Origin of the sequence: Streptococcus mitis, from assembly GCF_047464035.1 — a bacterium.
Classification (GTDB): Bacteria; Bacillota; Bacilli; order Lactobacillales; family Streptococcaceae; genus Streptococcus; species Streptococcus mitis_DX.
The window spans coordinates 26,347-39,134 of sequence record NZ_JASHCQ010000003.1 but is presented as its reverse complement, the minus strand read 5'-3'; the positions used below and the strand labels follow the sequence as shown (position 1 = coordinate 39,134).

Annotated in this window: 14 protein-coding genes; 4 read left to right on the top strand and 10 right to left on the bottom strand. The window is 40.4% G+C overall.

The genetic code is table 11. The annotated features are described in order from the left end of the window. From QM818_RS01925 to QM818_RS01910, 4 genes are all read left to right on the top strand, one after another. Positions 1 to 723, top strand: a complete 723-nt coding sequence (locus QM818_RS01925; protein WP_060956188.1) for an ATP-binding protein — start codon at positions 1 to 3, stop codon at positions 721 to 723. A 333-nt stretch (positions 724 to 1,056) separates the two neighbouring features. Then, positions 1,057 to 1,686, top strand: a complete 630-nt coding sequence (locus tag QM818_RS01920) for a replication protein (protein WP_060956189.1) — start codon at positions 1,057 to 1,059, stop codon at positions 1,684 to 1,686. A 46-nt stretch (positions 1,687 to 1,732) separates the two neighbouring features. Then, a complete protein-coding gene (locus tag QM818_RS01915; protein ID WP_060956190.1) occupies positions 1,733 to 1,996 on the top strand; it encodes a helix-turn-helix domain-containing protein in 264 nt (87 codons plus the stop codon). 66 nt (positions 1,997 to 2,062) lie between these two features. After that, positions 2,063 to 3,283 carry a site-specific integrase gene (locus QM818_RS01910; RefSeq protein ID WP_060956191.1) on the top strand — a complete coding sequence of 407 codons (1,221 nt, stop codon included), beginning with the start codon at positions 2,063 to 2,065 and terminating at the stop codon, positions 3,281 to 3,283. Between the two features lie 106 nt (positions 3,284 to 3,389). Here QM818_RS01910 and rpsI read toward each other — a convergent pair whose 3' ends face one another. The 10 genes from rpsI to QM818_RS01860 all read right to left on the bottom strand — a co-directional run bounded on the left by rpsI (position 3,390) and on the right by QM818_RS01860 (position 12,735). Next, positions 3,390 to 3,782, bottom strand: coding sequence for a 30S ribosomal protein S9 (gene rpsI / locus QM818_RS01905; RefSeq protein WP_000075973.1), 393 nt, complete (start codon positions 3,780 to 3,782; stop codon positions 3,390 to 3,392). Positions 3,783 to 3,800: 18 nt separating this feature from the next. Next, positions 3,801 to 4,247 (bottom strand): 50S ribosomal protein L13, encoded by a 447-nt coding sequence (rplM, locus tag QM818_RS01900; protein WP_001044624.1) that lies wholly within the window; start codon positions 4,245 to 4,247, stop codon positions 3,801 to 3,803. 215 nt (positions 4,248 to 4,462) lie between these two features. After that, positions 4,463 to 5,662, bottom strand: a complete 1,200-nt coding sequence (locus QM818_RS01895) for an ABC transporter permease (protein ID WP_254753670.1) — start codon at positions 5,660 to 5,662, stop codon at positions 4,463 to 4,465. Further along, a complete protein-coding gene (locus tag QM818_RS01890) occupies positions 5,659 to 6,552 on the bottom strand; it encodes an ABC transporter ATP-binding protein (protein WP_254753669.1) in 894 nt (297 codons plus the stop codon). The genes QM818_RS01895 and QM818_RS01890 overlap by 4 nt, the downstream gene beginning before the upstream one ends. Before the next feature lie 235 nt (positions 6,553 to 6,787). Continuing rightward, entirely contained in the window at positions 6,788 to 9,193 is a 2,406-nt protein-coding gene (gene pheT, locus QM818_RS01885) for a phenylalanine--tRNA ligase subunit beta (protein WP_254753668.1), read from the bottom strand. Between the two features lie 120 nt (positions 9,194 to 9,313). Then, positions 9,314 to 10,360 carry a phenylalanine--tRNA ligase subunit alpha gene (pheS, locus tag QM818_RS01880; RefSeq protein ID WP_031237702.1) on the bottom strand — a complete coding sequence of 349 codons (1,047 nt, stop codon included), beginning with the start codon at positions 10,358 to 10,360 and terminating at the stop codon, positions 9,314 to 9,316. Between the two features lie 270 nt (positions 10,361 to 10,630). Beyond that, positions 10,631 to 11,080, bottom strand: coding sequence for a GNAT family N-acetyltransferase (locus QM818_RS01875; RefSeq protein ID WP_025171450.1), 450 nt, complete (start codon positions 11,078 to 11,080; stop codon positions 10,631 to 10,633). 4 nt (positions 11,081 to 11,084) lie between these two features. Next, positions 11,085 to 11,504: a chromosome partitioning protein ParB gene (locus QM818_RS01870; protein WP_000867300.1), complete on the bottom strand. Its 420-nt coding sequence runs from the start codon at positions 11,502 to 11,504 to the stop codon at positions 11,085 to 11,087. A 27-nt stretch (positions 11,505 to 11,531) separates the two neighbouring features. Beyond that, positions 11,532 to 12,182 (bottom strand): phosphatase PAP2 family protein, encoded by a 651-nt coding sequence (locus QM818_RS01865; protein WP_024056908.1) that lies wholly within the window; start codon positions 12,180 to 12,182, stop codon positions 11,532 to 11,534. After that, complete coding sequence (locus QM818_RS01860; protein WP_000185834.1) at positions 12,172 to 12,735, bottom strand: ECF transporter S component; 564 nt, start codon at positions 12,733 to 12,735, stop codon at positions 12,172 to 12,174. The genes QM818_RS01865 and QM818_RS01860 overlap by 11 nt, the downstream gene beginning before the upstream one ends. Between the last annotated feature and the right edge of the window lie 53 nt (positions 12,736 to 12,788).

The window sequence follows — 12,788 nt, the reverse complement described above, 5'->3', positions numbered from 1 at the left end:
ATGATTAAAAACGTTTTCGAGGTCAACAGTAGGGGACACCCTTCCCCTTTCAACATTGACATAAACCGATATTTTGCTTGGATTATTGCAGGACCGTCTGGTTCAGGGAAATCAACCTTCTTGCATAGATTTATAGGTCTTGTGGCAACCCATGATACATCTGCTGAAGCTTATTTTATGGATTTTAAAGCTGATGATGAACTATTCTCAATGTCAGGGACTCATGTAGCTCGTGGATTCAACTGTCTTGATATGTTTGAAACTATCTATAATCGCTTTGAAAACAGATTAAGCAAGGTAGAAACGAATGACCACAATCTATATCTTATTTTTGACGAGTGGCAAGCATTTCTAGCTTATCTTGAACAAACTGATAAAAAGAAACACAAGGAAATACTGTCTAAAATGCTAATGATGAATAGTATGGGTAGAAGCCTAGGCTTCAGAATAATTTTATCCAGTCAGCGATTCTTATTGGTAGATTTGCCTGGACGATATAACTTTAATTGTGTCATCAGTTTATCAACTAGCTTTTTGAATGCAAGCAACAATAGACAGTTACTTTTCCCAGATATGGAAAAAGACGAGGTCATCGTCAAGCCTAGGGGATATGGGTATTTTCAAATAGAAGGCGAACCTGTGAGAATGTTTCGGACTATTCCAGTTAAGAATCAGCAAATTTTGAATCTACGAATTCAGGAGCTTTTCTCAAGGTATGAATAGCGGTTTTCCTGCTATACTTGTTTTGACGACAGTAGCCCTTTTTGAGCTATCTCATCGGTATAGTGTCGGCACTTACCAATCAGTAGGAAAATGAGGCCTTGCAAGGGCTTTGAGGGGTGGAGATTTTTCAGCGTAGTATAGCGAAGCCTAAAGCGAAAGCGTAACGAAGTCGAAAAATACTACCCCGTCCCTTGCCAGTCCTCAAGCGTTCTTAGTGTGTGATATCATCGGGCAGGAGAGGCTGGGGTTTGGGGCAAGCCCCAAGAGAAGATTTATTGGGGTTACTACGACCCCCAATAAATCAATAATCAATAATCATAGAAAGAAGACAAAATGGCTAAAGAAAAACGTTCAAATAAATGGGCATTCCTATTCTATAAGGAAAGTGCCCCAGAAAATTATTTAGAAATTCTCGAAGAGTTACACATTCCATTTGTTCTTAGCCCTTGGCATGATAAGGACATTAACAGGGAAACTGGGGAATTTAAAAAATCGCACAAGCACGGAGTCTTATTTTTTGAATCGCTAAAAAGTTATTCCCAAGTGTCAGAGCTTCTTACTGAGAAACTCAATACACCTTCCCACGTTGAAGTTGTCATGTCACCAAAAGGTATGTACGATTATTTCATACATGCAGAAAACCCTGAAAAAACTTTATACAATATAGAGGATATTGAATCAGGTTGCGGATTCGAACTTGATAAGTTCTTGATAGAGCAAAATTCAAATTTATTTCTAGAAACTGTTATCGATGTAATCACCGATAACGATTTTACCGAGTTCGAAGACTTAGTTCACTACGCTAGAAATAAAGATATTTCACTACTGGGATTAATAATTGAACGAACCTACTTTTTTACAAAATTTTTAGATTCTAGACGTTATAATCCCCAAAACAACAAAAAAACCTCCTCAGAAGATACTTTGGCGAGCAATACTGATGAGGCAAATACAGATGATTAAAAATCAACTGATACTTCAATTATAGCACAATAGGGAGAAATAACTTATGCAAGTAATTCTACCAGATGAACAAGTTAAACAAATTCAGCTCCTACTTGCTGAACTTATCACAAAAGAAATTGAAAAGAAGCTACACCATAGTAACCTTGAAAGCCCTTTTTTAAACAAACAGCAGGCTTGCCACTATCTAGGCATCTCAAACAATACTCTAGATAGTTGGATCAAGAAAGGACTGCCTACAATAAAAATAGGCAAGACTATACGATTTAATAAAGAAGCCATTAATTCATGGCTTTACTCACAAAACTAGAAATATCTATATTTTTGTTTTATAATAGTCATGATATTTTCTGGTTCGATACACAAGGAGAATATCATGACGACTATCAGTAAGACAAAGAACGGAACTTTTCGCTTAAAAGTTTATATCCCAATAGAAGCACGAATGCCACTTGGAATTGTCAATAGCAACTATTACGATAAGCGATTTAAAACTAGAAAGGAGGCAAGACAAGCTGAGATAGACTTGCTTACCAAGTTAAATCAAATAGAAGATAATGAGTTTACAGGACTAGGAAAAGAAGATATTCTTTTCTCAGACTTCTATAACAATATCTGGTGGGACTCTTATAAAGCAGGACAAACTACATCTACTTCTAAGCCACCAAGCAGGTCAACAGTTGCAAATACCAAAACATGTTTTGAAAAACATATACTACCACTTCTTGGAAACTATACGATACAGTTTCTAAATCAAAATAAGCAAGTTATCCTAAATCTAATGACATCTAAGGCTAATGAATATGCGAACTTCAAATCTTTACGTAGCTATGTGATTTCCATTTTTGATTGGGCAGAAGAACTTGAATATATTGAAGCAAATAGAGTTGCAAAAATATTAAGAAGAATAAAGGCCACTAAAAAGATTCAACTTGCAGAGTCAAAGAGAGAGGAAGATTTATATCTAACTCATGAACAACTCCAAGAATGGTTCTCAGCATTTCAAGAAGATTTAGAGAATGATAAAATAACCCTTAAAGATTATGTCCTATTTTATCTCACTTTTTTCTTAGGCGATAGAAAATCTGAAACCTATGCTCTTCAATGGAAACATATAGACTTTTCAAAATCGCAGATTCAGCTAATTCAAGCTTTAGATAGATATGGACAAGTAAAATCTACTAAAGGAAATAAGAAAACTATTTTCTCTATTTCTAATGACTTACTTCAACTTCTTGCCTCTTGGAAAGAGCAACAAAAATATGAGCTGGCAAAGTTTGGCATCATCAGTAATCCAGAACAATTTGTTTTTACATATATCGATACCAAAGGAAACATCAATAAGCCTTTACACGCCGACTATCTAAACAATAAAATGAAAAGCATCAGAAAGCGACATAAAGAACTGGCACATGCTACACCTCATAAATTACGACATACAGGAGCAACACTTGCTAAACAAGCAGGAATGAGTTTAGAAGCCATTTCTGAAGCATTGACTCATAGCGATACAGGTACAACTCAGATTTATGTCAATACTTCTAATGTAGTTCCTATAGCAGTTGGTGAATTTGCTTTAAAGTCTCTAAAACAATAAGGTAAAAACAAGGTGAACTTTGAGGTAAACTTTTTAAAAAAACACGAAAAAAGCACCCATAAGGTAAACTTTTGAGTGCTTTGAAACGTTGATATAATCGTATTGATTAACGTTTTGAGAATTGTGATGCTTTACGAGCTTTCTTAAGACCTGGTTTCTTACGTTCAACTTTACGTGAGTCACGTGTAAGAAGTCCTGCGCGTTTCAATGAATCGCGGAAGTCTGGGTCTACTTGAAGAAGGGCACGAGCGATACCGTGACGGATAGCTCCTGATTGACCTGCATATCCACCACCTACAACGTTAACGAAAACGTCGTATGAACCTACAGTTGAAGTAACTGCGAATGGTTGGTTGATTACAAGACGAAGGTCAGCGTGTGGGATGTACTCTTCAACATCTTTTTTGTTAACAGTGATTTTACCAGTTCCTGGAACAAGGCGAACGCGTGCAACAGCGTTTTTACGACGTCCAGTACCTGCATATTGTGCTTGTGACATACTTTATTGTTCCTTTCCTTAGATAAGTCCTGAAATGTCAAGAACTTCTGGTTGTTGTGCAGCGTGAGTGTGCTCAGCTCCAACAAATACTTTCAACTTCATACCTTGAGCGCGTCCAAGAGTATTGTGTGGAAGCATACCTTTAACTGATTTCTCGATCAAACGTACTGCATTTTTAGAACGAAGTTCACCTGCAGAGATTTGTTTCAATCCACCTGGGTGGTTTGAGTGAGTGTAGTAGATTTTATCAGTTGCTTTTTTACCAGTCAATTTAACTTTTTCAGCATTGATAACAATCACAAAGTCACCTGTATCAGTGTGTGGTGTAAATGTTGGTTTGTTTTTTCCGCGAAGTACGCTAGCAACTACTGCAGAAAGACGTCCAAGTGGTACATCAGTTGCGTCAACTACGTACCATTTACGTTCAACTTGGCCTGGTTTAGCCATAAATGTTGTTTTGTTCATGATTTCTCCTATATATAGTTCGATTTTTGTTTACGGTGATGGGTGTTCCTTCCCATCGAAAAGTATTTGGAAGGTTCCGGGGCCTTTCAAATGGGGTAAACAATACCGCCTACTATAATACCAAATTTCACCCCTAAAAGTCAATAGATATGAAAAATATTTTTCTGAATTCCACTCTTTTTGTCTCTCAAAAACCTCGCTTTCGCGAGGCTCTTCTATTTATAAGATAAGGCACGTTTAAAGGTTTTCCAAGGACCTAAATCATCTGTCTGCAGAACGAGACTAGCATACATACGCCCAATAAAGACTGTTGCAATTACTGCAAAAGCAATCGTAATAGCAAGCGAAATCCAAGCTTCTAGGCCATTTGCATAACCATTAATAGCTCTAAATGGCATGAAGAAAGTCGAAATAAAGGGAATATATGAACCGATTTTCAAGATCAAATTATCCCCTGCAGAACCTAAAGCAGTAACTCCCACAAAGCCTACCATAATTATAATCATCAAAGGTGACAAGGCTTTTCCTGCATCCTCAGGACGAGAAACCATAGAACCTAGGAAGGCTGCTAAAACTACGTACATAAAGAGACTGACCAAAATAAAGAGCAAGGTATTTAGAGAGAAAGCATCTCCCAAATGGTCCAGAATACCAAACTGAGCTAATAATGGCAAATCCTTAAAGAGCAGAATTGCAGCGAGACCACCCACGACATAGATGCCGATATGAGTCAAAATCACGAGTAACAAGGCAAGCATACGAGCATAGAAATAATGGCTAGCTCGAATGCTAGAGAAGACCACCTCCATGATTTTAGTCCCTTTCTCACTAGCCACTTCCTGAGCAGTGACACTAGCATAAGTAATTAAAATCATATAGAGAAAGGCTCCAACCGCTGTAGCCGCAATTGTTTGAATCATTTTTTTATTTTCCTTGGATTCATCAATTTTCTCCGTAAAGTTAACTGTTTGTTCCAAGCGTTTTTCCTGCTCTTGCGACAAATTAGCTGCCGAACGATTGAGTTGATCTTGAAGCTCATTTAACTTGCTCGTTACTCCTAGCTTAATAGCACTCTCAAGGGAAGTTTCACCGTGATAGACTGCCTTGAGGACGCTGTCCTCTTGGTCAATGGTTAGATAACCCTTGATTTTCTCATCTTTGATAGCAACTTGGGCACTGGCTTCATCCTGATAATCAAAATTGAGACCATTGGTAGATTTGAGACCTTCTGTCACAGCTGGAACCGTGCTAATCACTGCTATCTTACCACTTTGAGCCATTGATGAGCCTTGGAGATAGCCAATTCCTCCAGAGAGACCGATAAACAAGAATGGTGAAATCACCATAAAGAAGAAGCTCCACGATTTGACATGTCGAAGATAGGTTTCCTTGATTACAACCCACATATTTCTCATACTTCCACCCCTGATTCTAGTTTAAAGATTTCATCGATTGTTGGCGCTTGTTGATCAAAGGTTGCAATATATTGCCCCTGAGTCAAGATTGGGAAGAGTTCCCTTCCAGCGCTCTCATCCTCCAAGATCAATTTCCAACTGCCTTGTTTGGTCAAGCTCACCTGTTTAACATGAGGAAGTTTTTCCAATTCTTCCTTGCTTCGCTCACTTGAAACAAAGAGACGCGTTTTCCCGTATTGATTACGGACATCCTGGACCGGCCCATGCAAGACTACACGACCATCTCGAATCATGAGAATATCGTCACAAAGCTCCTCGACGTTGGTCATGACATGGTCAGAAAAGATAATGGTTGCCCCACGTTCTTTTTCTTGAAAAATGACTTGTTTGAGCAATTCTGTATTAACTGGGTCCAATCCACTGAAAGGCTCATCCAAGATAATCAAGTCTGGTTCATGAATCAGAGTAATAATGAGCTGAATCTTCTGCTGATTTCCTTTTGACAGACTCTTGATTTTATCAGTCAGCTTCCCTTTCACTTCCAACCTCTTCATCCATTGAGGGAGTTTTTCCTTGATCTCCTTGGCATCCATACCTTTTAGAGTCGCCAAGTAACGAACTTGTTCAAGGACTGTCAATTTAGGTATGAGACTGCGTTCTTCAGGCAGATAGCCAATCCGAGCGTAGGTCTCCTGACGAATATCCTGACCATCTAGACTAATTTCTCCTTGATATTCTAGGAATTTCAAAATACTGTGGAAAATCGTTGTCTTTCCAGCACCATTTTTCCCGACTAGTCCCAAAATACGACCTGGTCGTGCTTGAAAGTCAATACCAAACAAAACTTGCTTGGGTCCAAAACTTTTCTCTAGACTTCTTACTTCTAGCATCTTTCACCTCCGAAATTTCTTTCACTCATTATACTCTTTTTTGATAGCCTTTACAATAATTTTTGTCCATTTTTATCATCCTCATTTTAGTAAAAAATCTTGGAATACTTTGAGCTATGAGTACATTATACAGTAGCAAACTTCAATTTATCTTCTCTGTTCCTCAACTGTCTATTTTTAATCCTGAATTGTTATTTGAAAAGCAAAAATCCACCCCGAAGGATGGATTGATGATTTAACGCACTTCTGCATTGACTTTTTCTTCGAGAGAAGCTTGGATTTTTTCCATATAGCGTGCGACTTCTTCGTCCGTTAAGCTATCTTCTGGATTTTGGAAAGTCAAGCTATAAGCCATTGACTTCATACCAAGTCCCAATTTTTCGCCTGAGAAAACATCAAAGAGTTTGATATCTGTCAAACGTTTCACGCCGGCAGCTTGGATAGCATCTACAACTTCTTGGTGAGTTACTTCTGCCTTGAGGAGAAGAGCAACGTCACGGCTGACTGCTGGGAATTTCGTGATTTCCACAAATGGAGCAGCAGGTTGAAGGGCTACTTCGATGGCTGAAAGGTTGAGCTCAGCTACATACGTTTCTGGAATATCGTAAGCCTTAGCAGTGACTGGGTGTACTTGACCAAGGAAACCAAGAACTTGGTCACCGAGTGAAATGACTGCTGTACGACCTGGGTGGAGGCTAGCGATTTCAGCTGTAGCTGTATAGGTCACTTCTAGTCCCAAACGAGCAAAGAGGGCTTCAAGGATTCCTTTAGCATAGAAGAAATCAACTGGAACCGCTGCTGTTTGGAAATCTTTTTCAGCAACCAAGCCTGTCAAGGCAAAGGCAAAACTGTTAATTTCGTTTGGTAGATCTTCTTTTGGATTACCAGTTTGCTCAAAGACTTTTCCGATTTCATAAAGGGCCAAGTTTTTGTTCTTACGAGCCACATTGTAGGCAACAGTATCAAGGATACCTGAAATCATATTTTGACGGAGGACAGAACGGTCCACTGTCATTGGCCACATAAGTTCCGTAAGGTTACTTGGTTGAGCCGTAAACTCAACTGCTTTTTCAGGAGTTGTTAGAGCGTAGGTGATAATTTCTGTCAAACCTGCTCCTTCAGCGATCGTACGAACTTGACGGCGGAGTTTTTGGGTTGCAGTCAATTCACCAGCTGTACCATCATCTTTTGGAAGGCTGGTTGGCAAGCGGTCATAACCATAGATACGAGCGATTTCTTCAAAGAGGTCTGCTTCGATGGTGATATCCCAACGACGACGTGGTACGCTGACTGTAAAGCTGTCTGCATTTCCAGAAAGACCAAAGCCAAGACGACGGAAGACGTCTTCTACATCAGCATAAGAAAGATCAGTTCCGAGGACACGGTTAACATCGGCAAGAGTTGAAGAAACTTCCACATCAGAGGTATCAAGCTCACCTGCTGAAACGATACCTTTACGTACCGTCGCACCTGCAAGCTCTGCAATCATGCTAGCTGCCGCATCAAGGGCTTGATTGACTGTTGCCACATTGATCCCTTTTTCAAAGCGAGAAGATGACTCAGAACGAAGGTTGAGGCGACCACTAGTCTTACGGATTGATTTTCCGTTGAAGACTGCAGCTTCAAGGACGACACGACTAGATTTCTCAGAGATTTCTGTTGCTTGACCGCCCATGACACCTGCAAGGGCTACTGGCTTGTCTGCGACAGTGATGACTAGGTCATTTGTTTCCAAGTCACGTTCTTCACCATCCAAGGTCACTAATTTTTCACCAGCACGAGCTTCACGCACACGGATGTCAGTCCCTTCAAAGGTATCCAAGTCAAAAGCATGCATTGGTTGACCAAAGTAGAGCAGGATGTAGTTTGTCACGTCCACCACGTTGTTAATAGGACGGATACCTTCATTCATAAGAAGGTTTTGCAACCATTGTGGACTTGGTGCGATAGTCACATTGTCCAAGATACGAGCTGCATAGTAAGGCGCCTTGTCTGTCTCAATGCCCACAGAAAGAGCATCTGCTGCAGTTTGGTCAGTTTCTGAAAGAGTAAATTCTTTAAAGTTGACCGCCTTGTCATAGATGGCAGCCACTTCGTGAGCTACTCCACGCATAGAAAGGGCATCTGCACGGTTTGGTGTGATTGAAAGTTCGATGATTTCATCATCCAAGTCTAGGTATGAGAAGACTTCACCCCCAGGAACGGCTTTTTCTGGCAAGATTTGGATTCCATCTGCGAATTCCTTAGGCACAACTGAGTCAGAAATTCCCAATTCACCAAGGGAACAAATCATCCCAAGTGACTCAAGACCGCGGATTTTCCCTTTTTTGATCTTGTAATTGTCAGCGATGCGAGCTCCTGGAAGAGCCACCATGACTTTGATACCAGCACGCACATTCGGTGCACCACAAACAATTTGACGGGCTTCTTCTTCGCCAACGTTAACCTGACAAACATGAAGGTGAGTTTCTGGCACATCTTCGCAAGACAAGACCTCACCGACGACAATTTTTGAGAGACCGGTAGCCGGTGATTCCACACCTTCTACCTCGATCCCTGTGGTTGACATTTTTTCAGCCAACTCTTGTGATGGCACATCAATGTCCACCAATTCTTTTAACCATTTATAAGATACAAGCATAATTCTGATTGTAAGGTCCCACCAAGTAAGACCTTTTCAATTCCTTTCTTTTTCTTCGAGTCAGTCCTCACCATTTCTCGTCAAGAGTAGCTGACTAGGACTGTGTTTCAGGTTTCAATCTTATTTAAACTGTTCTGAGAAGCGGACATCTCCTTGGTAGAATCCACGGATATCGTTGATGCCGTAACGGAGCATAGCTACACGCTCTTGTCCAAGACCAAAGGCAAATCCAGAGTAGACCGTTGCATCAATTCCACTCATTTCGAGAACACGTGGGTGAACCATACCAGCACCCATGATTTCAATCCAACCAGTTTTCTTACATACGTTACATCCTTCACCACCACATTTGAAGCACGAAACATCCACCTCAACAGATGGTTCTGTGAATGGGAAGTAAGAGGGGCGCAAACGAATTTGACGCTCTTCGCCAAACATTTTTTGCACAATCAACTGAAGGGTTCCTTGAAGGTCTGCCATAGAAATGTTCTTCCCAACAACCAAACCTTCGATTTGGTGGAATTGGTGACTGTGGGTCGCATCGTCTGTGTCACGACGGAAGACACGCCCTGGTGAGATCATTTTCAAAGGGCCTTTAGAGAAATCATGAGCATCCATAGCACGCGCCTGCACAGGAGATGTATGAGTACGGAGCAAGATTTCTTCAGTGATATAGAATGTGTCCTGCATATCGCGGGCTGGATGATCTTTCGGAAGGTTCATACGTTCAAAGTTATAGTAGTCTTGCTCCACTTCAAAACCATCCACGACTTGGTAACCCATACCAATGAAAATATCTTCGATTTCTTCACTGGTTTGTGTCAAAACGTGGCGGTGACCCGTCGCAACAGGGCGACCTGGAAGTGTCACATCGATACTCTCGCTAGCCAGTTGAGCTGCGACTTTCTTTTCTTCCAATAGTTTAGCTGTTTCTTCAAAGGCTGCTGTCAAGACATCACGAGCTTCATTGACGTGTTTCCCGATAATCGGACGCATCTCAGCAGAGACATCTTTCATCCCTTTGAGGATTTCAGTAAGTGAACCCTTTTTCCCAAGGACAGAAACACGCAAATCTTGCATCTCTTTTTTATTTTCAGCAGTAATCTGCTTCAAGCTAGCCAGCGTTTCTTCACGAAGCGCTTTTAATTGTTCTTCAATAGTTGACATAATTCCTCCATCAGTCTCTCGTAGATAAAAAGAAAACCACATGCCAAAAACTCCACTCGGAGCGTTGACACGCGGTACCATCCGTTTTTATCTGACAAGTCAGACCTTCATTTCTAAATCCATGCACAAGTGAATTCACCCAGCTTTCATATAGAGAGCTTGCAGTCACGGCTCTCCTCCCTGATATACTTCCCTTGAGTTACTAGTCTTGCAGATTTCTATTCAATTACTACATAGTTTATCAGATTTTGAGTTAAAAAACAAGTTAGATTAGATTAATTTCAATACAAAACTCATTCCTTTTTCTGTTGCTCCATTTTCCACAAATCCAAGCGACTTGAAACACCTCCTAGAAGCATGATTGTAGGTGTAGATTTCCTTGACTCTCAATTCTTTCCATCCTTTTACTCGAGCCAATTCAATCAAAGCACTTAGAATCTTTTTTCCAAGTCCTCGATGTTGGTAAGCGGAATTCCCAATCACAATGGGGAGATTATCCTGAGATAGTGTAACATCCCCAATTGGAAACCATTCTCCCTTCTCCTTGACTTCAATCCAAAAAAGTTCACCATGCTGATCCAAATGGGAATACATAGCTTCCAAAGTTTCTTGACTATAAGGTTTCTTCACACCATCTACGAGGTGAACTAAGTTCACATCCTGATACCAAGCAAAAGCTTCTTCACAATGATTGACCTTATAATAAGGAACAAGACGCAGTGCATTATCTATTTGTAAAATCCGTTTCATCTGCTTTCCTTTTCCACAAAATAGTTGCTGCTTGATTAAAACCATCACACCAGTTATACCATTTTGCTTCATACTCATCTTGAGCTAAGATATGATTTTTTAAATCCAGAACAGAGTAAATCATTCTTTCCTCACAAGCTTGCGCATAGAGATGATATAGTTCATCACCACCATCTCTATCCCACTCAGCAGAAATCGTATCCCGACCTGCCAATAAAGCCTGATAAGCCCTGTGATGTCCATCTGTAATCAACAAGCAATTTCCAAAGGCAAGAATACTGATTGGATCGACTTGGATTGTTTCTGCCGACTGGTAAAGCATCTGAATATCTTGCAACTTCTTTTCTGATAAGTATAGTTGAGTCGGATGAAGATCTGCTATATTGACTTTCATTTCTTTCTCCTCAAAGGAATTTGATACTCACTTCTGCTTGCCTTTAAATCGCCATTGGAATCGGAGCTTGTCATAGAAGGGAAACTCGATAAACAGGACTCCCAAGCCCACACAGAGACTGGCAAGGACATCTGATGGATAGTGAACTCCCAGATAGACCCTTGATACCAGCACACTGACTAGGTAGAGACCAAGGACGATTTGTACGATTTTTCTCCAGACTGGATTTTTCATCCGTTGACTGAGAATGATAATCAGAGAACCGACCATCAAGGTTACAGCCAGAGAATGGCCACTTGGAAAGGAAAATCCCTTCTCCTCAACCAAGTGTAAAATAGCTGGTCGTGGGCGCTGGTAAATATTTTTAAAGGTCACGATTAAAAGACCTGCCAAAGCCAGATTTCCCAGCATGAAGAAACTTTCTACCTTCCACCGCTTACGATAAAAGACAAAAGCTGTAATGACAACCCAAGTGATAATCACTGGAATATCAATCAAGCGTGTGATGGCCCTAAAAAGAATAGTCAAGTAATCTGGCAAGTCTCCTCGAACGGCAGTCTGTATCGGTTGGTCAAAACCGACCAGCGTTTCAGGGTAAAATTTGACCATGTAGCCAAGAATAACGAAAAGTAAAAGGGCAAAACTGCCCTTCATTAAAAATGTTTGTTTATCTCTCATAATGTTTTAAGGTTGGTTTCAAGAGAACATACAACAACCAGAATGAAACGGAAAAGATTACACCCTCAATCAAGTTAAAAGGTAATACCATGGTCATTAGGTAGTTGGAAAGTCCCAAAATTTTTCCAATATCAAAGTTAGCAAACTTAGCGTACAAAGGAACAGCATAAACATAATTGAGAACCAACATAGCCACGGTTAAACCAATAGTCCCAGCTAGAGAGCCTAGTAGGAAACGAAGGGTTGTCCGTTCCTTTTTCCAAATCAAAGCAAATACGATGACAAAAACTCCCAAAGCTACGATATTCATTGGCAAACCAATGTAAGTATTCACTCCCTGACTGTTAAGAAGCAGTTTCAAGAGTGAGCGAAGCAAGAGAACTCCTAGAGCAGCAGGCAAATCCATGACCACTAAGCCCACAAGGACTGGCAAGATACTAAATTCGATCTTGAGGAAGGACGCCGCTGGTAAAAGCGGAAAGTCAAAGTACATCAGCACAAATGAGATGGCTGATAAAATCGCAATGGTCGAAAGTCGACGTGTGTTTGTCATAACAGGTTCCTCCAATTTTCTATAAAATCAGAAGAAGTTAGAAAGGATTCCTC

Coding starts and splice junctions, on each gene's coding strand:
- pheT (WP_254753668.1), bottom strand. CDS start 9,193: ATGCTTGTATCTTATAAATGGTTAAAAGAATTGGTGGACATTGATGTG.
- QM818_RS01895 (WP_254753670.1), bottom strand. CDS start 5,662: ATGAGAAATATGTGGGTTGTAATCAAGGAAACCTATCTTCGACATGTC.
- rpsI (WP_000075973.1), bottom strand. CDS start 3,782: ATGTCACAAGCACAATATGCAGGTACTGGACGTCGTAAAAACGCTGTT.
- QM818_RS01860 (WP_000185834.1), bottom strand. CDS start 12,735: ATGACAAACACACGTCGACTTTCGACCATTGCGATTTTATCAGCCATC.
- QM818_RS01910 (WP_060956191.1), top strand. CDS start 2,063: ATGACGACTATCAGTAAGACAAAGAACGGAACTTTTCGCTTAAAAGTT.
- QM818_RS01890 (WP_254753669.1), bottom strand. CDS start 6,552: ATGCTAGAAGTAAGAAGTCTAGAGAAAAGTTTTGGACCCAAGCAAGTT.
- rplM (WP_001044624.1), bottom strand. CDS start 4,247: ATGAACAAAACAACATTTATGGCTAAACCAGGCCAAGTTGAACGTAAA.
- QM818_RS01925 (WP_060956188.1), top strand. CDS start 1: ATGATTAAAAACGTTTTCGAGGTCAACAGTAGGGGACACCCTTCCCCT.
- QM818_RS01915 (WP_060956190.1), top strand. CDS start 1,733: ATGCAAGTAATTCTACCAGATGAACAAGTTAAACAAATTCAGCTCCTA.
- QM818_RS01865 (WP_024056908.1), bottom strand. CDS start 12,182: ATGAGAGATAAACAAACATTTTTAATGAAGGGCAGTTTTGCCCTTTTA.
- QM818_RS01870 (WP_000867300.1), bottom strand. CDS start 11,504: ATGAAAGTCAATATAGCAGATCTTCATCCGACTCAACTATACTTATCA.
- pheS (WP_031237702.1), bottom strand. CDS start 10,360: ATGTCAACTATTGAAGAACAATTAAAAGCGCTTCGTGAAGAAACGCTG.
- QM818_RS01920 (WP_060956189.1), top strand. CDS start 1,057: ATGGCTAAAGAAAAACGTTCAAATAAATGGGCATTCCTATTCTATAAG.